The organism is Gluconobacter sp. GP1 (assembly GCF_032913585.1).
Taxonomy (GTDB): domain Bacteria; phylum Pseudomonadota; class Alphaproteobacteria; order Acetobacterales; family Acetobacteraceae; genus Gluconobacter; species Gluconobacter cerinus.
In genome coordinates this window covers 293,514-312,981 of the sequence record NZ_JASGXC010000003.1, presented here as the reverse complement: position 1 = coordinate 312,981, position 19,468 = coordinate 293,514, and the positions used below count along the sequence as shown (strand labels likewise).

Here is a 19,468-nt window from a genome sequence, read left to right as displayed (position 1 = left end):
AAGACTGAGATGCGTTTGAGCGCCGATCATCAATGGGCCGCTTGGAAACTTCCTTCAAGGGGAGAACCGTTCAACCTTTCCCGATGAGCTCCTGACATCGCATGAATGACAGTTTTTCGCGAAAGATGAACAGAACATAGTAGTCCAGCTCACGGCTGCGGGTCTTTGTCGTGCGGGTATAGAATGGATAAATATCCAGCGGTCCCTGCAACCCTGCAGGGCGCGGCTCTGACTTTAAAATACAGTCCACGCGGAACAGCGGCATATAAACCGCATCTTCCCCAGGATTGCGCCGGACGTGCCATAGATTCCGACGGAATTTCTTGAGCCGGTCAGGAAGCGCAAAGATCATTGATTTTTCAATGAAGCCGGCTGGAAAGACTTCAGGCCGATAGTACTGCATGTCTTCGGGCATATTGCAGAAGTAAGGGTGGTCCTGAACAATCATGACCACCCTTTACTCCATACATTCACTCAGACGAAGAGGCGTGATCTTCAGTCGGCGGATGGCTTGTCTTCTGGTGTTTCACCGCTGATGTCGGCTGCAGCCTGCCGCAGGATCTGCACCACCCGGCGCAGTTCCTCTGCATTTGCTCCGCGACGGGATTTCAGTGCCAGCTTCAGAGCAAGACGTGCTTCATGCAGGTCCTGACCCAGGCTTGGATCAAGATCATTCATTCCACTGAAGGCATCCCGAACTTCCGACATCCGGGCACCAATCCGGGCGAGGACCTCGAGAATACGATTCGCCGTCTCCCGGTTCGCTTCGTAATGGGTGCGCCCTGCATCCGTGAGGCTGTATAGCTTACGGTTGCCTTCCTGCGTGACGGCGGTGAGGCCAGCCTCTTCAAGATAGGTGAGGGAAGGGTAAATGACGCCAGGACTTGGCTTGTAGAAGCCACCGGAGTGCTCTTCGAGGCGGCGGATCAGCTCGTAGCCATGCGCAGGCTGATCATGGAGAAGGGCTTCAATGACAATCTGAAGTTCCTCAGCTGTCAGTTTACGACCACGTCCGAAAGTGTCGTCACCAAAGCCGCCGCCACCGAACCGGCCGCCGCCGCGTGGTCCCCGACCACCAAAGCCGCGTCCGCCGCCACGGCCTTCGCCACCCCGGCCACCAAATCGGCGCCCTGCGTGTTCGCCACGCTCTGGAGGAAATCCGCCTTCGCGGAAGTCCGGACCATCCTGCATTTTTTCTCCTTCGCTGGTTGATGCGTCGCTGCGGCGTCGACCACCCTTGCGATGCTTGTGTCCGCCGAAGCCAAAACCCCGGGAGAACCTTGAGAAACCGCGCTCAGCGCGATCGGTATCATGTTTGAACATTCTGTTTTCCTTCATTCGATATGTCGTACGATATAGTATCTTAAGATATATCTGCAAGAGTTTCTTTTTCAAAATCTGCTCGTGCCATAGCCGCGTGCCGTTTCCGCTGGTATCCGGCGGAGATGGGTAGCCCGATCTCTTCCCCTCCTGATCCCGAACTGCGGCGCACATTTCGTCAGCTGGTGCCCTGGCGTGCTGCTTTGACGATTGGTGCGATGCTGTTGTGTGTGGCGCTGTTGCAGCGGTTGCCCTTCATTCATCGTCTGCTGGAAAACGCGCCGCATTGGCACGAGACTCCCTATGCAGCAGTCTGGTTCCTGCTACTGGCCATTCCGTATTGTGCCTGCGGTCTGCCTCGTCAGGCTTTGTGCATTGCCGCGGGGCTGGCGTTTGGAGTCTGGGGCGGGCTGGGCCTGTGTTCTCTGGCGTATATGCTGGGGGCGATGGCGGCTTATGGCTGGGCCAGAGTGCTTGCACCGGTAAAATTTCGACAAAGGTTGCATGACCGCCTGCAAAGGAATTATGCAGCGCTGGCAAGAATCCTTCATCGCAAACCCTTCCGTGCTGTTCTGACCTTGCGGCTTATGCCTGTTGGGTCTGCTCTGCTGGTCTCCATGGCAGCCGGATTATTTGAACTTCCGCTTCCAGCCTTTGCGTTGGCAACCTGCCTTGGCGGTTTGCCTCAGAACCTGGTGTTTGTTCTGGTAGGGGCTGGCACACGTATTGGTCATATGGTCCAGCTTGGTTTCGCGGGTGGCCTGTTTGTGGTTTCTGGCGTTCTGGGAGCGTTGCTCCTGCGTCAGGCAGATGAATAACCGTTCGAACATCTCGTTCTGAACGATTCACTGGTTTGATCCGTTCGTGAGGGACGGGTCCTTTCTCATCTTCTGAACATTGCTTTTTCACAGGCAGAAACGAATGACAGAACAGAGCATGGCGTTCCGGCGTGGAGATACCATTCCGGGATGGTTGCCGCTTATGCTGGGTATCTTCACGGCAGTCGGACCTGTCTCCACAGATATCTATCTCCCGGCCCTCCCTGAAATGGAACGCCAGCTTCATTCTGCTCCCGGTTCAGGCAGTATCACCATGGCTGCCTGGGTTATCGGACTGGCCATTGGTCAGATCACGATTGGCCCGGTTTCAGACAGGTTCGGCCGACGGCTGCCGCTTCTGATTGGCATGATCGGATACACAATCGGCGAGATCGGCTGCGCACTGGCCCCGACCATGACCATCATGTGCATTTGTCGGGTTTTTTCAGCTCTGATGGCCTCGGCCGGACTGGTGATTCCCAATGCATGTCTTCGGGATCTCACGGAAGGCGATGAAGCGTCCCGACTCATGTCGCGCCTGATCGTTGTGCAAGGTGTTGTCCCGATTCTCGCGCCCATGCTGGGTGGCTTTGCGCTGAAGTTTGTGGACTGGCGGGTCATTTTCTGGGCCACGGCTGTGTATGGCGGGCTCTGTACCCTGATGCTCCTGACAGTCTTCCCGGAAACGCTCCCTACGCAGGAGCGCCGGGACATGCGGCCTCTCTCCATCATCGAACGCTATATCTATATTCTACGGACCCGCAGTTTCGTCACGAATGGCCTCGTCTGGAGCTTTCTGGGCTTCGTAACTTTCACCTATCTGACAGGCGCTCCCACGCTGTTCGAAGAGCGCTTCGGTATGTCTCCGTTCCATTACGGGATGCTGTTTGGTCTGTTCGCGGTCTGTATGATCGGGGCTTCCGCCATTAATGGGCTTGTGGTGGGGAAGGTCAGTACGACGCACATGCTTTTCAGTGCGCTGGGGATCAGCCTGACAGGCAGTATCCTTTTCCTGGCGCTGGCCGTCATTTCCGCTGTTGATCTGACTGCGGGCGGACAGCTTCGATCCTTCTTCCTCTGGCCGCTTATCATCTCGCTTGTCATCACAATGGCGCCAACAGGCATCATTGGACCCAATTCAATGGTTGGCATTCTGTCCGAACAGTCCGAACGTGCAGGCTCGGCTTCTGCTCTGGCAGGAACAATGCAGTACCTGTTCGGAGCGGTAGCAAGTGCGCTGTTCGGTCTGATGTCCCCCGGGACGGCCATACCATTTGCGGGCTTTCTGGTGTTCGCCTTCTGCGCGGCAACCGTGTTTGCTCTGCTGAGGCCCAGACTGCCATCATCAGCGCCCTGAAGGAGTTGAGAGTGATGCAGGTACTTCTTGTTGAAGACGATGTGGCCGTGGCCCTCGTGGTAAAGACGGTTCTGACGCGGGAAGGATGGGACGTTCATCTGGTTGAGGATGCTGAAAGTGCCTTGGCATGGGATGGCGCCGCAGACCTGCTGGTGACCGACTACAATCTCCCTGGTGTGCTCAACGGTCTGCTGCTTGCCCGAAAACTGCGGGAACAGAATGCCAGCCTTGCTGTGGTTCTCATGTCAGGAGACTTTGAGGAGGGGCAACTGATGGGGGAAAGTGTGGCTGTTCTGCCCAAGCCGTTTCGCAGGAATGCGCTGCTTGAAGCCATCGATCAGGCCCGGAACGCAATCCGGGCTTGAGTTGTAGGGGAAGAGTCCCCTACATGGCCCGCTGTTTGCCACGCCCAGAAGAAAGCAGTGCCGCCATGTCGTTTCAGGAACCCCAGCCGCTCAACCTCAAGGATTACATCCGTGAGGTTCCCGATTTTCCGAAGCCGGGCATCCTGTTTTACGACATTTCCACGCTGATCCGCTCTGCCGAAGCCTGGCAGGTTGCAACGGGCCGTCTGGCACGTATCATTTCTGCCTGGCAGCCGGACCTGCTGGCTGGCATCGAAAGCCGCGGCTTCCTGACAGCAGCGCCTCTGGCACAGCGCCTCGGCTGCGGCTTCACCATGTTGCGCAAGCCGGGCAAGCTGCCAGGTGAGACAATCTCCCTGAAGTATGGTCTCGAATATGGCGAGGACGAACTCCATATTCAGGCTGATGCTATCAAGCCGGGTCAACGCGTCGTTGTTCTTGATGATCTGTTGGCCACGGGCGGCACGCTCGCTGCCTCCATCGACCTCCTGCGCAAGGTTGGTGCAGAAGTTGTGGGTGCCAGTGTGTTGATTGAGCTTGCAGGTCTTAAGGGACGTGACAAACTGGATGTCCCGCTGAATTCGCTCATCACTTACGAAGACTGAGGAACCACCATGTCCGGCATTTCTTCCCTGTGGCAGACCCGCTATCGCACTGACGCCCCGAAAGACCTGCCGGACAATCCGGTTCTTCAAACTCTCCTGAAACACCATTCCGTCCGGGCATATTTGCCGGATGCATTGCCAGCCGGGACGCTGGAGGCTGGAATCGCGGCATCCTCTTCTGCGGCAACGTCCAGTAATCTGCAGGTCTGGTCCGTTGTTGCGGTCGAAAATCCGGAGACACGGGCAAAGCTTGCCGAACTCTGCGGTAATCAGAAGCACATCGAAGTTGCACCGTTGTTTCTGGCGTGGATCGTCGATCTGGCGCGTCTGGAACGGATTGCGGAACGGGCAGGCAAGGGGAGTGAAGCGCTGGATTATGAGGAGATCTTTCTCATGAGCACGCTGGATGTCGGTATCGCTGCCCAGAATGCTGTGACGGCTTTCGAGTCCATGGGGCTTGGGACCGTTTACATCGGAGGTTTGCGGAATCATCCGGAAGACGTTGCCAGGCTGCTAAACCTTCCGCCCAAAACCGTTGCAGTTGTTGGTCTCTGTGTGGGACGTCCTGATCCGTCGGCTCAGAACGGTTACAAGCCGCGTCTGGGGCAGGATGTCGTTGTGCACCGTGAACGCTACACTTCCGCAAATGAAGCCGAAGGTGTTGCCGCTTATGACCGCGTTGCTGATGCCTATCAGCAGGAGCAGGGCCTTGCACCGCGAGCATGGTCTGAAACCGTGGCAAGTCGTGTGGATAGCTACCACGGGTTGAGCGGCCGCCATGTCATGAAAGCCGTGCTCAACCGGCTTGGGTTTGCGCTGAAATAAGATGGGGGTGACGGAAGCTGGGTGTGGATGCTCGAACCTTTGAGCACCCATTGAAGAGAGCCGGCTTTTGAGACATCTGCCTCCAACCACGCTCAGTATTGCTGTTCTACGTCGAGCCTCTAATTCCGGAGTTTTGTCCTGAGCGATTTCTTTTCTCCGGATCTTCCGGTTGCGGCTGTTCTTCCTGATCTTCTGAAAACATTAGAGCAACAGCCGAATGCTGTTCTCGTTGCTCCTCCCGGTGCCGGTAAGACAACTCTGACGCCATTGGCACTGCTTGAGGCACCATGGCTTGCGGGGCAGAAAATCATTCTGGTCGAACCTCGTCGTGTTGCTGTGCGAGGGGCTGCGTCACGGATGGCCTCCACGCTGGGAGAGCGACCGGGTGAAATTGTAGGCTTTCGTACGCGCACCGACAGTGCAGTCTCAGGCCGAACGCGTATTGAAGTTGTGACGGAAGGGTTGCTTGTACGGCGCTTTTTGGCAGACCCAACATTGGATGGGGTTGGCGCTATCCTGTTTGATGAGGTGCATGAGCGCTCGCTGGATCTGGATGCGGCTCTGGCGTTCTGTCTGGACCTCCAGCGTGAACTCAGGCCGGACCTCCGCCTTTTGGCCATGTCCGCAACGCCGGATGGGCGTGCGTTTACAGATCTTATGAATGCCGCCCTGATCGAGAGTGAAGGCCGACAGTATCCCATCGATATACGCCACACCCGGGATGTAATGCACCCGCGTGACCTGCCAGAGGCCTGCGCACGCGCTATCCGGCAGGCTTTTACAGAGGAAGAGGGCGATATTCTTGCGTTCCTTCCCGGTGTTGGGGAAATTCGCCGAACACAGGCTCTGCTTGGAGATGCTGTGCCTGTTTTTCTCCTTCATGGAGAACAGACGACAGAAGATCAGGACCGCGCGATTGCGCCATCCGACAGACGGCGTGTTGTGCTGGCAACCTCCATTGCCGAAACTTCCGTGACGGTTTCCGGCGTTCGGATTGTTGTCGATGGTGGTCTGCGCCGGGCACCGCGTCTGGATTCCAACACAGGGTTATCCCGGCTGGAAACACTGAAGATTTCGCGTGCAACGGCCACTCAGCGCGCGGGGCGTGCCGGGCGTCAGTCTCCTGGTGTCGCGATCCGTCTGTGGTCCGAGGCTACGCAACGCTCTCTGCGGCCACAGGATGCGCCCGAAATCCTTGTTGCGGATTTAACGGACTTCGCTCTCGTGACGGCAGCCTGGCAGGACGTCATGGGAACAGCGCCCGACATGTTGCCACTCCTTGATGCGCCTCCTGCCGGAGTGCTTGCGGGGGGGCGCGAGTTGCTGCGTGAGTTGGGTGCCCTGAATGAAGCCGGTCAGATTACGGCTCTTGGAAAACGCATGGTGGGGCTTGGAACACACCCGCGTCTTGCGGCCATGCTCTGTGCGGCGAAAACCATCCCTGAACGTGTGACGGCAGCCTGCCTGGCCGCTCTTCTGGAAGAGCGTGATCCTTTGCGCCCTAGGCCGAATATGCCTTCCGGGGCATCTGCGGGAGCGGACATTCGCACACGTCTGGCTTTGTTTGAGCGGGATGATCCACGAGCGGACAGGGCTAGCCTGTTCCATATGCGTCAGGCGGCGAAGCGCTTTCTGCGTCGCATGGGTGGCAAAGACCTTCCACTAAGTCCAATGCCGTCTCATGCAGGGCTACTTCTGGCCGCCGGTTTTCCTGATCGTGTGGCGCAGGCTGCGGGAGAGATTGGACGATTTCGGCTTGCAGGCGGCGGGAGTGCCCGTGTGCAGGCCAATGACGGTCTTGCACGTGAAAAGCTTTTGGCTGCCGCAGCTTTTCACACGCGAAAGTCGACGGAAATCACGCTTGCGGCGCCTCTGGATGCTGAAAATTTACCCCAGACGCTTCTGGATCGGACAACCGAGCAGGTTGAAACCAGTCTGGATGGGGCTTCAGGTCGGATCATCGCGCGACGCAGGCTGCGTCTAGGCGCGCTGATCCTGCGTGATCGCAATACAGAAGTAACGCCTGAGGAGGCGCAGGCACTTCTTCTGCAGCAAATCGCGGATGATCTTGCCCGCGCTCTGAACTGGTCTGACGCAGCGTTTCAGTTCCAAGCCCGTGTGGCGCATGCACGCGCGACCTACGCACCTCATCTGCCGGACCTGTCGATGGCTGCTCTTGCTGATGATCTGGCATGGCTGGAGCCATATCTGGCAGGTTGCGACCGTCTGACCCAGGTGAAAGCTCTCGATCTTCTGTCCATTCTTCGCGCCCGTATGGATTACAGCGACCTTTCCGCGCTGGATCGAAAGCTGCCGCCTCGTCTGACGCTCAAAGCCAGCACCCACGACATTGATTATACAGGGGCCGTGCCAACAGTGTCTGCGCGAGCACAGGCGTTCTATGGCACGGCCAGAACGCCGTTGCTCGCTGATGGTGCCGTGCCGCTTCAGTGTGCGTTGCTCTCACCGGCGGGCCGCCCACAGGCGATTACCGCTGATCTTGCCGGTTTCTGGAAAGGGAGCTGGTCAGATATGCGGAAGGATATGCGAGGGCGCTACCCCAGGCATGATTGGCCTGAAGATCCGGCAACGGCTGAACCGCCAAAGCCACGTCCCAAACGCTAGGCTCCATCAGGCCATCTGGAAAACTGCCTTACGGAACAGGGAACGCACGCCCTCGGCGTTCACCTCCGTGCAGATCTGAACAGATGGGCGATTGTCCCAGTCTCCAGGTGGATAAACCCGACCGTCTGCTTTCTGAACAGATTCACCCAGGGTAACGCCTTCCGTCGAGACGCGAACCGCACCTCTCTGGGTTTTGAACAATTCCGGCGCAATCACATATGCTGCGGCAGAGGCATCGTTGACATAAATGCCGTCCAGACCAAGCCCCTTATGAAACGTCATGTAGACCCGCGTGATATCCCACAGGAAACGGCCTGACTGGCCTCCATGCTGGCGCAGGTTTTCGAAGTAGGCGTCTGTCATCAGAGTTTGTGTCGTGACATCGAGCCCTACGATTGTCACCGGCCAACGCGCGGCACAGATCTCATCGGCAGCTCGGGGGTCCCCATGGAAATTGGCTTCCGCCGCGGGTGTCACATTTCCCCGTGCATCGTGATGCCCGAATGCGCCGCCCATCAGCACAACATCCTTCACCAGAGTGGCAATGTCTGGCGCCTTGCGCAGAGCAAGCGCGAGGTTTGTCATGTGTCCTGTCGCGACGAGAGTGATCTCGTGTGGGTTGGCGCGCACCAAATCAATGAGGAGATCATGCGCAGGGCGAGGATCGAGTTTTTTGTGGACTGCCGAGAGAGGAATATCTCCCAGAGCGTTTCGTCCATGAATGGTAACAGGAGGGGACGACGTCACACCATCCAGAGACACGCCCTGGCCTTTTGAAACCGGGACATCAATCCGGAAGCGTTCGGCCAGATAGAGCGCATTGCGTGTTGTGGTGTCGATCAATCCATTACCGGCCGCAGTCGTAATACCCACCAGCTCGATGTTTGGCGTGCCATGCAGCAAAAGAAGTGCCATTGCGTCATCAATGCCGGGATCTGTATCGAAAATGACTTTTCGTGGGGCAGGTGCAGCGCGGGCCATATTCGGGAGCAGAGATAAGGATGCAAACCCGGCGGACTGAGCGAGCAGGGAGCGACGGGACAGGCGCATGACAGGTCATTCCTTAAGAAAACGAAGTTACCGTTACCATCAAGGAATGACCTGTCTGCGGCAAGCTTTTAGCGGAGCCTGATTGCGAAGCGTCCTGCGCCAGCGGCGGCAAGAGCGAGCAGGCCACCTGCAATGCTGATGTTCTTATAGAAATGGATCATCATGTCGTAGCGGAGCATTCCGGACATCGTCCAGAAATGATGGCCGATCAGTCCTGTCACGATGGTGTAGAGGGCAAGAACAATCGCAATGGGTTCCACTAAAATGCCGCCAAGCAAAGCCAGTCCTGCCCCGAGCTCCACGACGATAGCGAGGATGGCTGACAGGGTGGGAACAGGCGCACCGGTCTGAATCATGTAGGACACTGCTGCGGGGAAGTCGGCGAGTTTGCCCCATCCCATGACGAGGAAAAGACCGGCGAGCAATACGCGACCTGTGAGGAGAAGGGCATCGCGAGGCAGAAAATTGGTGAGCATCGGGAAAATCTTTCGAAGCAGAAGAACTGCCTTGAAAATATGAAAAGTAGATATTTTAAAAAATAGAAATGATGGAATGATATGATTTCCATAATGCTCATTATCGGGTTTTTACATCTCCCTCCGGCCTGGCAGGAAACCCCTGTCTGCGGCTTCTTTTAGGAGCTTTGACGGTTTTGTGTTAGCAGCTGAAACATGACGATGTTCGTGACCTGTTTCCCATGAATCGCTCTCTTCAGGCCGCTGCAATCGGGGCCGGAACAGCGACTGTCGTGACAGTAGGCCTGATGCTGGCTTTGCGTCTGCACAGCCAAGGAGAGCAACACGCTCCCACATCTCAGCCTGCTGCAACGACCATTCAACAGCAGGCCGTCAAACCGCTTTCGTCCATTAGTCCGGACAGCCCTTTGGCAGGAGAAAGCACGGACGCACACGGGATTCCGACGCAGCCTCCGGTTCCCGCCGCAGCACCGGCACTGCCTCCCTTGTTGGTTAAATACGGTCCTCTGAGTTTTGCGCCGCTTGTGCGTCAGGTCATTCCGGCCGTTGTGAACATTGCCATTACCCAGAGCAGCCCGGACGGGCATGATCACGTTCCACCGCAAATCAAGGGAACCCCGCTGGAGAAGCGCTATCATGACCGCATGAAGCGCCAGCAGGACGAAATGGTTGGAGCAGGCTCGGGCTTTATCGTGGATGCGACCGGAATCATTGTAACCAACCGGCACGTTGTCGGTGGAGCGGACAAGGTAGTCGTCTCTCTTTCCAACGGTCATGAAATGCCGGCACGCCTTCTGGGAGCTGATCCGCTGACGGATATTGCCGTCATCAAGGTTGATAGTCCTGAGCCGCTGCCGCACGTCACCTGGGGCGACAGCCGCCAGACGGATATCGGAGACTGGATTCTGGTCGCAGGAAATCCGTTCGGGTTTGGCTCGTCTGTGACGGCGGGCATTGTTTCCGCCGTAGGGCGTGACCTGGGTATCGGCTCCCTGGACGATTTCATTCAACTCGATGCCCCCATCAATCCAGGAAATTCTGGCGGCCCAGCCTTCAATATGCGGGGACAGGTCGTGGCGGTGAATGCTGCTATCGTGACGCCTGCTGGGGGCTCCGTAGGCATTGGGTTTGGTATTCCGTCCGAAATCGTCGCCCCGATCGTGGCTGAAATCGAAGCAACCGGGCATGTCGAGCACGGCTGGCTCGGTATTACCCTTGATGACGGGGACACGGACGTCGGTATTGCAGGTGTCGATAACGGTGGACCGGCCCAGAAAAGCGGCCTGCGCCGTGGCGACATCGTGCGGCAGGTAGATGGAGCGCCCGTCATCAGCGCCCGTATGCTGTTGCGAAGCATCGCTGCGGCCCGGCCGGGCATGGTTCTGAATTTTGGCGTCAGGCGTGGCGGCACGGACCTGACGCTTCCCGTTCATATCGGACCACGCCCCAAGAACGCGGATAACTGATCGAGTCTCCACTTTGACCCGTGGACACAAGCCGGTATTCTGAGGCCCTGATACGGCGCCCAGTCGCCCGGAAGGAAGAGAGTAAAATCAATGCGTATCCTGCTCGTTGAGGACGATTCCACAGTCCGCGCCTTTGTGCTCAAGGGATTGCGTGAAGCCGGGCACGTCGTGGATGAGGCGGATAACGGCAAGGATGGTCTGTTTCTGGCTGTCAGTGAAAATTATGACGTTGTGATCCTGGACCGCATGCTGCCGGGCGGGATTGACGGCCTGCGCATTCTGGAAACGCTGCGTGGACAGCAGAATGCGACGCCGGTTCTGTTGCTGTCCGCTCTGGCAGATGTTGATGAACGCGTGGCTGGCCTGAAGGCTGGTGGCGATGACTACATGACCAAGCCATTTGCCTTCTCCGAGCTTCTGGCCCGGATTGAGGCGCTCGGTCGCCGTGGCCGGCCTGAGTCTGCCCCTCAGACACGTCTGACTGTGGGCGATCTGGAGATGGATCTGCTTTCCCGGACTGTGAAGCGTGGGAACGAGAAGATTGATCTTCAGCCCCGCGAATTCCGTCTGCTGGAATTTCTGATTCGTCATGCGGGGCAGGTCGTCACGCGGACCATGCTGCTGGAGCGCGTGTGGGACTATCATTTTGACCCACAGACCAACGTGATTGACGTGCATGTTTCACGCCTGCGCCAGAAAGTGGACAAGCCGTTTGCAACGCCCCTCATCCATACGATCCGCAACGCCGGATACATCCTGCGCGCGGACTGACCCGTGAAAATCTGGCGCGGGTTCCGCCGTCTGGGGAAGCGTTTGCGCTGGCCGATCCGGTCTGCAGGGCTGAATTTTGCGCTCGCCTACGGGTTGGTGTTCATCATTTCTGCGGGTGTGTTCCTGTCGTTCATCTGGTGGAACACCACTGGCCAGCTTGACCGTCAGGTCGAAGCTGCCGTGCAGGTGGATGCCCACGATCTGGCACAACGCTGGGTTCATGGCGGCCCGGCGGCTTTGGCGCTCGCCATTCAGGACCGACTGGATCAGAACGTCGAAGATGACGAGCTGTATTTGCTCGTGGGGCCTGATGGTCGCAAATATGCTGGAAATCTACCGGGCTGGCCTGTGGTCATCACCCAGATGGATGAGTTTTATGAACTCTCCATTCGTCGGGATGGTTTTCGCACCCAAGCCAAGATGCACGCCTTTCCGCTGTCGGAAGGCTTTCGCCTGATTGTTGGGCGGGATGTTCGCGGCCGTCAGGTCGTCCGGCACGTTCTGACCGATACGCTTATCTGGGCCTGGGTCATGGTGTCGCTGCTGGCGGCGGGTGGGACGCTCGCCATTCGGCGGATTTTCCGACAGGTCGTGCGCTCCATTGCCCGCACGACGTCTGCTGTAGCGCAGGGAGACCTCAGTCGTCGTATACCGCTGACCGGCAATGAAACCGATCTTGTCGCCCAGACGGTCAACACCATGCTCGAACGTATCAACCGTTTGATGGATGGCGTGCGGCAGGTCTCGAATGCCATTGCCCATGACCTGAGAACACCCATTGCACGAGCGCGCGCGCGTCTGGAAGACGCGAGCCTCACTGCCACGTCTGAAGACGAGCTCCGTGCGGCGATTGATCGTGCCGTTCTGGATCTGGACCATGTGACGTCCATTTTCGAGGCTCTTCTGCGGATTGCACAACTTGAAGCAGGCGCGCAGCGGGCGGCGTTTACAGTGCTGGACATTCCGCCTTTGCTGGAAGGTCTGAGCGAGCTTTATGAAGCATCCATGGAAGACGCTGGCCTGCAACTCGATTTCCGGATTGGGGCATTGGCGCCGGTCAATGGAGACCCGCATCTTCTTCAGCAGGCCGTTGCCAATCTTCTCGATAATGCCATCAAGTTCGCGCCGGAAAATACGACGATCACCCTCTCTGCCGTCATGCAGAAAGGGCGTGTTGCCGTCAGTGTTTCGGATCAGGGCCCTGGCATGAGTGAACAGGATATGGCCCGTGCGTCAGAGCGATTTTTCCGTGCAGAAACAGCGCGGAATACCCCCGGCGCAGGGCTTGGGCTTTCTCTGGTGCAGGCCGTTGTTCAACTGCACGGTGGAACCATGGAGCTCTCGGACGGAAAGCCGGGACTGCGAGTAACACTGCTTTTGCCAGCTCTTCAGAATGCAAAGACCCTCCCTGCATGACGGAAGTTTCATTCCTCCCTCACCCGTGGCTTAGGTGAGACTGTGTAAAGAGGGCGGAATGCGCCTTCTGCCTCCAATATCTGTCTGTCTTCTGGGTCTGGTGGGAAGCCTTGCGGCTGCCCCGGCTGGACATGCGCCACCGCAGAATGCGCCTGCTCGACCTGTCTCCGGGAAAGAAGAAGGCGTAATTTCCGTGACGTCTGACAGCGCGGAATACTGCACCCAGCTGACACAAAACGTGGATCACCTTCTGGCGACACCCCATGGAATCCCTGTTGGGGCTATGGATGATGCGCACCGCCTCCGGATTGAAGGCGATACACTCTGCAAGCACCATCACCTGCGGGCAGGGATCGCGAGGCTGCGTCGTGCGTTGGTCCTTTTGGAACATAGTCAGGAGCACTCATGAAGCGTCTTTTCCGTCTGGCCACCCCACTCGCTGTTTTGTCTCTGGCAATTTGCTGTCAGGCCCGGGCAACAGAACCCCAGACGACCGGGACAGAGCTGGATTTCACAGTCACAGGTGAAGCCCATGCCGCGCCAACGCTTCTGACGGTGCGTCTTTTCGGGCGAGCGGACAGTGCCTCTGCCATCGAAGCGCAGAAAACCCTGAACGCCCATATGGCTGAAGCCATGAAAATGGCATCCGGGGTGTCAGGAATTGAGGCACAAGCTGGCAGTTATTCCCTGTCGGATCAGACGCCAGAGCATGGCCCGACGCGCTGGACCGCTCGTCAGGATTTGAGTCTGAGCGGGAAGGACGCCGTGTCCCTTCTGGATTTGTCAGGCAAGCTGCAAAGTCACGGTTTGATGATGGATGGCCTGGATTGGTCTCTGGACTCGGAAACACGGGAGACCTTACTGCGCCAGGCCCGGACCCAGGCACTCCAGAAAGTCCGGCAGGAAGCCGATGAAAGTGCCCGAACGCTGGGGCTACATGTTGTGCGACTGAAGCAGGTTCGAGTGTCTTCGATGGAACCGGGGCCGCGTCCGGTCATGTTGATGGCGGCTCGTGCGGCTAGCGATTCGTTCACACCGCCACAAGGCACTCCGCAGGAACAAACCCTTCGCGTTACAGTGAGTGTTGAAGCCGAACTGGCTCCCTGACATGTCACGTTTGACAGTCTGGCATGATGGAAACTGTCCTTTATGCCAACGTGAAATCGCCTTGATGCGTCGGCTGGACCGGCGTGGAAACATCGATTTCATTGATGCGTCCGGAGAAATTGCGGATTGCCCGTTAGACCGGAAAGCCTTGCTCGCCCGGTTCCACGCACGCGAGGGCGAGCAGCTCTATGACGGCGCGGCTGCTTTTGCGGCCATGTGGCGTGCCATTCCGGTTCTCCGGCCTTTGGGCGAAGTCGCCCGTTATCCGCTGGTGCTTAAAGGCCTCGAGGCCCTGTATGGGCAATTTTTAAAGGTACGGCCCATACTTCAGCGGCTGGTTCGTAAGGCCGGCCGATAAGGCATCCTTCATTTTTTATTCGGAATAGTTGTACAAATTGTAAAATTCAGACATGGTTTGACATGAAATGTCGTAAAGGGCTGTGTCATGAAAGTCTGGATGCCTCTTGTTGCCGCATTGCTTGCCTTAGCGCCTTCTCTTCACGCTCAGGAGAAACTGGTCGTACAGGGTTACTCTGCCGATCAGACCCGACATGCCGTGGAAGAAATCGTTCAGCCTGCCAGTGGTCGTCAGATTGCTCGTTGGGACCGAACGGTCTGTTCGCAGTTCATCGGTTTTCCAGCCGGGGTGGAAGAAAATTTTCAGACCCATCTGACGGAGCGTTTTGCGAAATATGGTGTTCACCTGCGGGCGAATTGCAGGATACCCCGGCTTTTTATTCTCGCGACTGTCCATGAAGACGATCTCATCTCCCATATTCTGGATCGTGATCCCTATCTCATGCAGGGTCTCGACACATCGCCCGTCTTTAATGACAACATCCGTCTTCCGTCTCCACGCGTGAAGAAAGCCTTGCAGGAAAGTTATCCTGTTCGCTGGTTTGCGGATGTCGGGATTGAGGACACTTACCACATGCCCATGCATGTTGGTCCCACACTTATGGCCCCAGCTTATGTGCATGAGCCGTTAATGACGTCTTTCCTCGGATCACAGACGGTCGAAACGATCAAGTATATGGCTGTGACGGTAGATCTTTCGAAGATGGATGGCGTCTCATGGCCGTCTCTTTACGAGTATGTCTCCATGATCGCTCTCACAAATCCGGCGCTTAAGGATTACGACACCACCGAGAGCGTTCTGGGCAGCTTTGTGCAGAAGAAGCAGCCACAGCAGGGTAGTTTTTCCATGACCAACCTGGATGACGCGATTGTTCATCAGGTCTATTCCCTGGACCCTGCTGAAGACGGCCGCTCAGAGACGCAGAAAATTACGTGGGACGTTACGGCCAGTCTTCATCACTGAAGCGCTTTCAGGACAGAGCCATCGTGGTCAGATCGCCGCAAAGGGCAGCGGTATTAACGGTCACGACGTGCTCTTCCAGAAGCCATTCGGGGCGCAGACAATCCAACACATGAATGGGCACAATGCGCCCTTCGCGTGCTGTCAGGGTTGAGGCAGCCTGCAGCGCGCGGGGGGAGTGTCTTTCCATGATCATGACAGCACATTCCGGCAAGGCCCCTGGATCAACGCGCTGGATACGGTCGGCCAAACCGGGAGAGAGGCGCTGCATCCAGTCCAGTGCATGATCTGGGCCAAGAACCAGAGCAGGGTTGCCGGTTCCCAGAGCCATACCGACAGCCCTGAGAATGGCAGGCCAGCTTTCACCTGCGCAGAGTACCGGCCCACAAGGTTTGAGTGTCAGTGTGTTGGTCTCTCCAGCGGGGCCGGGGAGCGCCATTGAGAAGCCCGTCATGGCATGCGCAATATCCTGTCGGATCTGGCGGGCTGAGACGGCATCCCGGCTTTCAAGAAACGTCACCAAACTCTGCGCATGGCGCGGGATACTACCCGGATTTGCATCTTTAGGCGCAAACCATGGGGATGTGCGGGCACTCATGCGGCGGAGGGCAAAAGGACCGCCTGCCTTGGGGCCACAACCGGAAAGTCCGGACCCACCAAAAGGTTGTGAGCCAATAACTGCCCCTGTTATGGCCCGATTGACGTAGATGTTCCCCGCCTGAATGCGGTTAGTCGTGCGATCTACTGTCATGGCGACACGCGAATGAACGCCAAAAGTCAGGCCGTACCCCATGGAATTTACAGCGTCGATCACGCCGTCCATTTCGTTGCGGTTGAAGCGACGCACATGCAGGACCGGCCCGAACACTTCATGCGGAATATCGGCAACACGGCCGATTTCAATCAGCGTCGGGGGAAGGAAATGGCCGTATCGACAGTTTTCACCCAGTTCGGGGGACCAGACCGTTCGGCCGGCCCGACGCATCATTTCAATATGATCCATCGCTTCTGTCCGGGCTTCCGGAGAGATAATTGGCCCGATATCCGTTGAAAGACGCGCCGGGTTCCCAATAGCCAGATCCTGAATCGTGCCCTTCAGAAGCTCAAGAACATGGTCTGCACAGTCTTCTTGAATCAATAGGATACGAAGAGACGAACAGCGTTGCCCCGCACTGTCAAAAGCAGAGCTCAGAATATCCTGTACGACCTGCTCTGCATGCGCGGAGCTATCGACCAGCATTGCATTCTGTCCGCCCGTGCGCGCCACGAGAGGAACAGGTGTGCCCGTGCGCCCCTGCCGATCAAAGATCTGGCGTGAAACGGCTTTGCCAACGGGCGTTGAGCCGGTGAACATCACGGCATCGACCCGGTGATCGGCTACCAGACGCTCTCCCACCGATCCATCACCTGGCAAAAGGTGCAGAACTTCAGGTGGAATCCCAGCATCATGCAGAAGCTGAACGGTGCGGCTTGCAATAAACGGGGTTTGCTCGGCTGGCTTGGCCAGAACAACATTTCCAGCGGCAAGAGAGACGGAAATCTGTTGCACGAACGCCGCCAGCGGGCTGCTCCAAGGGCTGATACACGCAACAAGGCCGAGCGGTGAGGCCTGCAAATGATAATCCCGCCCTTGCAGGCGTTCCGCATCATGGCGAAGAATACTGACGGCCTCACGGACTTCATCCTGAGCAGCCGGAAGGGTCTTTCCAGCTTCCCGTACCAGAAGCGCCATTAGCTCAATCCGGTGGGCTTCAATCAGATCAGCAGCTTTCACCAGACAGGCAATCCGCACCTCAGGGTTGCTGCCTGCCCAACTGGCAAGAGCATGCTCCGCAGTCTCCAGTGCAGACAGCAATGTCTTTCCATCAGTCTCGACAACATCACCAATCGGGTCATGTCGGTCTGCGGGGTTGTAGAGCAGACGGGAGCGGTCGTGCTGACTGGTGACACCCGGCGTCAGAGCTCGGGCGTGGAGGAAAGGCGCATCTCCATCAAGGGTTTCGTGGAGGGCGCGAAGTGTCAGCTCGTTGAAAAGATCCAGACCGGCCGCATTGCGTCGCCCAGGCTGGAAAATGTCTGACGGCGCACGAACCGCACGATTAGGGCGCTCGGTTCTCAGAATGGCGCGTGTTGCCTCGACGGGGTCAGCTGTTAACGCTTCGATCGTAATAGCCGGGTCCTCGTCGCGGCTGACAACAAGCGAGGCAGCCCCATTTTCCAGTAGCTGTCTGACGAAACTGGGCATGAGTGCCGCGACTTCCCCGATGGGAGCATGCACCCGGCAGGGCAGGTTCATGCCTTGTTGGTTTCGCAGATGCTGCGCGAGAGCCAGCCCCAGCCCCTGCAGGCATGCGAACTCGAAATCTCCCGGCCGAACCTGCCCTGCGAGCGCCAGAATATGACCAATAGTCCGCGGGTTATGGGTGGCAAACTGCGGGTAGGTGGCATCCAGCGATTCAAGAAGCTGTCGGGCGCAGGCGAGATAACTGACATCCGTGTGGCAACGGCGCGTGAAAACAGGGAAGTCAGCCAGTCCGGTTTTCTGGGCTTGTCGAATTTCTGAATTCCAGCAGGAGCCTTTGACCAGCCTGACAAGAACGCGGCGTCCGGTGCGCCGTCCCAGATCAATAAGAAAATCTACGACAGCTGAAGCACGACGATCATAGGTCTGGACGGTCATGCCAAGCCCGTTCCAGTTCCCGAGTTCAGGCAGCACACAAAGAGCCTCAAGCAGATCCAGCGTCAGCTCAAGATGTGTGCTGTCTTCGCTGGAGAGCAGGATGCCGACATCCAGTTGCCGTGCCCGGATGGTAAGCCTTTGTAGGGTCGGCAACAGCTCCGTCATGATCCGCTCGCGCCTGAAACGGCTGAATCGCGCGCTCAATGCGGGCAGGCGTACATACAGTATCGGGCGGTCATGAAAGTCGCCGGTGATGCCCGCGTGTTGGCTGATATCTTCCAGTGCGTCTTCATAGACGGTAAGGGCATCGAGGGCTTGATGAGCCGTCAGAGCGGTGTTGACCTGCGGATCATATGCATATGTCAGCCCGTATTTTTCTGCAGGGGCGGACAGTCTCAGAGCCTGAGCCAGCGTAGAGCCCAGAATGAATCCGCTTCCTATGGCACGGATAGCTTTTTCCAGACTACGCCGAACCATGGGAGTAGAGGTCTGAAGGGTTAGCCGACGAAGGCTGAACCCCTTGCTCTGGTTGAAACGCGCTGCAAGGGACAGGTTCAACGCAATCGAGTTCACAACCGACGCACGGCGTTTACTGATATGCCGTCCCCAGTCGGTAGCTCCCACAAGAGAACGGATCAGCGCATCCTGAGTCGCAGAATCCGGAATGCGCAGGAGCGCCTCTTCCAGAGCCAGAACAGATTGCCCTTCAGGTGAAGACAGAGGGAATGCCTGCAAAAGGCTCCCCACAATATCAGGCGAGGAGTCTCGTGCGGCCTCAGCAAGGCCATGGGCTATTCTGGTAGCCTGACGATCCTGTTCAGGTGTCAGGTCAGCACGCGGCAGCAGCGCGTCTACACATTCCGCCTCTGGGCGGTAGTGAGCAGCGGAGACAGCGTTACGGAGCGGGGAGCGTGGTGCGCGTGAGAGTAGAAATTCCGCAAATGGCGCGGCGGGGCGTGAAGCCGGGTTCGTCGTCGGATGGGTCATGGAGTCCATTCCAGGCGGGTTAAAGCCCGGGGAGGCCTTTAAAACAGAATAGAAAGCGCTCTTAGCGCAACATCGTAGCCAAGACACCCAATGATTGATCTGAAAGCGGATTTATTTCTGATCACAGCCTCTTTTTCAAACGCCCATAAGATGCACTGAAAGGCTCATTTTATAAATATTGGAAATATTTTCGGACTTGTAATGTCCAATTTGGAAAGAGAATTTCTTTTAAATTATTAATTTATTTCAATCGTATCAAAGATATGGTCTCAGAAACGATGT

General features: G+C 57.2%; 18 protein-coding genes. 13 read left to right on the top strand and 5 right to left on the bottom strand.

The window, feature by feature from the left end; all coding sequences use genetic code 11:
* Window positions 1–70: 70 nt before the first annotated feature.
* Both R5H23_RS09625 and R5H23_RS09620 read right to left on the bottom strand, forming a co-directional pair.
* Complete coding sequence (locus R5H23_RS09625) at window positions 71–448, bottom strand: hypothetical protein (protein ID WP_046900601.1); 378 nt, start codon at window positions 446–448, stop codon at window positions 71–73.
* A 47-nt stretch (window positions 449–495) separates the two neighbouring features.
* Entirely contained in the window at window positions 496–1,323 is an 828-nt protein-coding gene (locus R5H23_RS09620) for a PadR family transcriptional regulator (protein ID WP_317215258.1), read from the bottom strand.
* A gap of 122 nt (window positions 1,324–1,445) precedes the next feature.
* Here R5H23_RS09620 and R5H23_RS09615 point away from each other — a divergent pair, with 122 nt between their 5' ends.
* From R5H23_RS09615 to hrpB, 6 genes are all read left to right on the top strand, one after another.
* A complete protein-coding gene (locus tag R5H23_RS09615) occupies window positions 1,446–2,138 on the top strand; it encodes a VTT domain-containing protein (RefSeq protein WP_317215257.1) in 693 nt (230 codons plus the stop codon).
* Window positions 2,139–2,241: 103 nt separating this feature from the next.
* Window positions 2,242–3,495, top strand: coding sequence for a multidrug effflux MFS transporter (locus R5H23_RS09610; protein WP_317215256.1), 1,254 nt, complete (start codon window positions 2,242–2,244; stop codon window positions 3,493–3,495).
* 14 nt (window positions 3,496–3,509) lie between these two features.
* A complete protein-coding gene (locus R5H23_RS09605) occupies window positions 3,510–3,860 on the top strand; it encodes a response regulator (RefSeq protein WP_211495554.1) in 351 nt (116 codons plus the stop codon).
* A 65-nt stretch (window positions 3,861–3,925) separates the two neighbouring features.
* On the top strand, window positions 3,926–4,465 hold the full coding sequence (locus tag R5H23_RS09600; protein WP_046900606.1) for an adenine phosphoribosyltransferase: 540 nt from the start codon (window positions 3,926–3,928) through the stop codon (window positions 4,463–4,465).
* A 9-nt stretch (window positions 4,466–4,474) separates the two neighbouring features.
* Window positions 4,475–5,290, top strand: a complete 816-nt coding sequence (locus R5H23_RS09595) for an NADPH-dependent oxidoreductase (protein ID WP_211509497.1) — start codon at window positions 4,475–4,477, stop codon at window positions 5,288–5,290.
* 138 nt (window positions 5,291–5,428) lie between these two features.
* Complete coding sequence (gene hrpB, locus R5H23_RS09590; RefSeq protein WP_317215480.1) at window positions 5,429–7,915, top strand: ATP-dependent helicase HrpB; 2,487 nt, start codon at window positions 5,429–5,431, stop codon at window positions 7,913–7,915.
* A 6-nt stretch (window positions 7,916–7,921) separates the two neighbouring features.
* Here hrpB and R5H23_RS09585 read toward each other — a convergent pair whose 3' ends face one another.
* Complete coding sequence (locus tag R5H23_RS09585) at window positions 7,922–8,965, bottom strand: nucleoside hydrolase (RefSeq protein ID WP_317215255.1); 1,044 nt, start codon at window positions 8,963–8,965, stop codon at window positions 7,922–7,924.
* 68 nt (window positions 8,966–9,033) lie between these two features.
* A complete protein-coding gene (locus tag R5H23_RS09580; protein WP_086633523.1) occupies window positions 9,034–9,441 on the bottom strand; it encodes a DoxX family protein in 408 nt (135 codons plus the stop codon).
* Between the two features lie 221 nt (window positions 9,442–9,662).
* Here R5H23_RS09580 and R5H23_RS09575 point away from each other — a divergent pair, with 221 nt between their 5' ends.
* The 7 genes from R5H23_RS09575 to R5H23_RS09545 all read left to right on the top strand — a co-directional run bounded on the left by R5H23_RS09575 (window position 9,663) and on the right by R5H23_RS09545 (window position 15,522).
* Window positions 9,663–10,907, top strand: coding sequence for a trypsin-like peptidase domain-containing protein (locus R5H23_RS09575; RefSeq protein ID WP_317215254.1), 1,245 nt, complete (start codon window positions 9,663–9,665; stop codon window positions 10,905–10,907).
* 90 nt (window positions 10,908–10,997) lie between these two features.
* Entirely contained in the window at window positions 10,998–11,678 is a 681-nt protein-coding gene (locus R5H23_RS09570) for a response regulator transcription factor (protein ID WP_046900612.1), read from the top strand.
* 3 nt (window positions 11,679–11,681) lie between these two features.
* A complete protein-coding gene (locus R5H23_RS09565; RefSeq protein ID WP_317215253.1) occupies window positions 11,682–13,094 on the top strand; it encodes a HAMP domain-containing sensor histidine kinase in 1,413 nt (470 codons plus the stop codon).
* 58 nt (window positions 13,095–13,152) lie between these two features.
* On the top strand, window positions 13,153–13,503 hold the full coding sequence (locus R5H23_RS09560) for a hypothetical protein (protein WP_317215252.1): 351 nt from the start codon (window positions 13,153–13,155) through the stop codon (window positions 13,501–13,503).
* Window positions 13,500–14,201: an SIMPL domain-containing protein gene (locus R5H23_RS09555; protein WP_211498670.1), complete on the top strand. Its 702-nt coding sequence runs from the start codon at window positions 13,500–13,502 to the stop codon at window positions 14,199–14,201. The genes R5H23_RS09560 and R5H23_RS09555 overlap by 4 nt, the downstream gene beginning before the upstream one ends.
* 1 nt (window position 14,202) lies before the next feature.
* Entirely contained in the window at window positions 14,203–14,559 is a 357-nt protein-coding gene (locus tag R5H23_RS09550) for a thiol-disulfide oxidoreductase DCC family protein (protein WP_046900616.1), read from the top strand.
* 87 nt (window positions 14,560–14,646) lie between these two features.
* A complete protein-coding gene (locus R5H23_RS09545) occupies window positions 14,647–15,522 on the top strand; it encodes a hypothetical protein (RefSeq protein ID WP_317215251.1) in 876 nt (291 codons plus the stop codon).
* Window positions 15,523–15,529: 7 nt separating this feature from the next.
* On the opposite strand, the gene putA is transcribed toward R5H23_RS09545, so the two are convergent.
* Window positions 15,530–19,186, bottom strand: a complete 3,657-nt coding sequence (gene putA / locus R5H23_RS09540) for a bifunctional proline dehydrogenase/L-glutamate gamma-semialdehyde dehydrogenase PutA (protein WP_317215250.1) — start codon at window positions 19,184–19,186, stop codon at window positions 15,530–15,532.
* Between the last annotated feature and the right edge of the window lie 282 nt (window positions 19,187–19,468).

What these genes read in the sequence shown, in the direction of transcription:
- R5H23_RS09625 (WP_046900601.1), bottom strand. Translation starts at nt 448, where the DNA reads ATGATTGTTCAGGACCACCCTTACTTCTGCAATATGCCCGAAGACATG.
- R5H23_RS09620 (WP_317215258.1), bottom strand. Translation starts at nt 1,323, where the DNA reads ATGTTCAAACATGATACCGATCGCGCTGAGCGCGGTTTCTCAAGGTTC.
- R5H23_RS09615 (WP_317215257.1), top strand. Translation starts at nt 1,446, where the DNA reads ATGGGTAGCCCGATCTCTTCCCCTCCTGATCCCGAACTGCGGCGCACA.
- R5H23_RS09610 (WP_317215256.1), top strand. Translation starts at nt 2,242, where the DNA reads ATGACAGAACAGAGCATGGCGTTCCGGCGTGGAGATACCATTCCGGGA.
- R5H23_RS09605 (WP_211495554.1), top strand. Translation starts at nt 3,510, where the DNA reads ATGCAGGTACTTCTTGTTGAAGACGATGTGGCCGTGGCCCTCGTGGTA.
- R5H23_RS09600 (WP_046900606.1), top strand. Translation starts at nt 3,926, where the DNA reads ATGTCGTTTCAGGAACCCCAGCCGCTCAACCTCAAGGATTACATCCGT.
- R5H23_RS09595 (WP_211509497.1), top strand. Translation starts at nt 4,475, where the DNA reads ATGTCCGGCATTTCTTCCCTGTGGCAGACCCGCTATCGCACTGACGCC.
- R5H23_RS09585 (WP_317215255.1), bottom strand. Translation starts at nt 8,965, where the DNA reads ATGCGCCTGTCCCGTCGCTCCCTGCTCGCTCAGTCCGCCGGGTTTGCA.
- R5H23_RS09580 (WP_086633523.1), bottom strand. Translation starts at nt 9,441, where the DNA reads ATGCTCACCAATTTTCTGCCTCGCGATGCCCTTCTCCTCACAGGTCGC.
- R5H23_RS09575 (WP_317215254.1), top strand. Translation starts at nt 9,663, where the DNA reads ATGAATCGCTCTCTTCAGGCCGCTGCAATCGGGGCCGGAACAGCGACT.
- R5H23_RS09570 (WP_046900612.1), top strand. Translation starts at nt 10,998, where the DNA reads ATGCGTATCCTGCTCGTTGAGGACGATTCCACAGTCCGCGCCTTTGTG.
- R5H23_RS09560 (WP_317215252.1), top strand. Translation starts at nt 13,153, where the DNA reads ATGCGCCTTCTGCCTCCAATATCTGTCTGTCTTCTGGGTCTGGTGGGA.
- R5H23_RS09555 (WP_211498670.1), top strand. Translation starts at nt 13,500, where the DNA reads ATGAAGCGTCTTTTCCGTCTGGCCACCCCACTCGCTGTTTTGTCTCTG.
- R5H23_RS09550 (WP_046900616.1), top strand. Translation starts at nt 14,203, where the DNA reads ATGTCACGTTTGACAGTCTGGCATGATGGAAACTGTCCTTTATGCCAA.
- R5H23_RS09545 (WP_317215251.1), top strand. Translation starts at nt 14,647, where the DNA reads ATGAAAGTCTGGATGCCTCTTGTTGCCGCATTGCTTGCCTTAGCGCCT.
- putA (WP_317215250.1), bottom strand. Translation starts at nt 19,186, where the DNA reads ATGACCCATCCGACGACGAACCCGGCTTCACGCCCCGCCGCGCCATTT.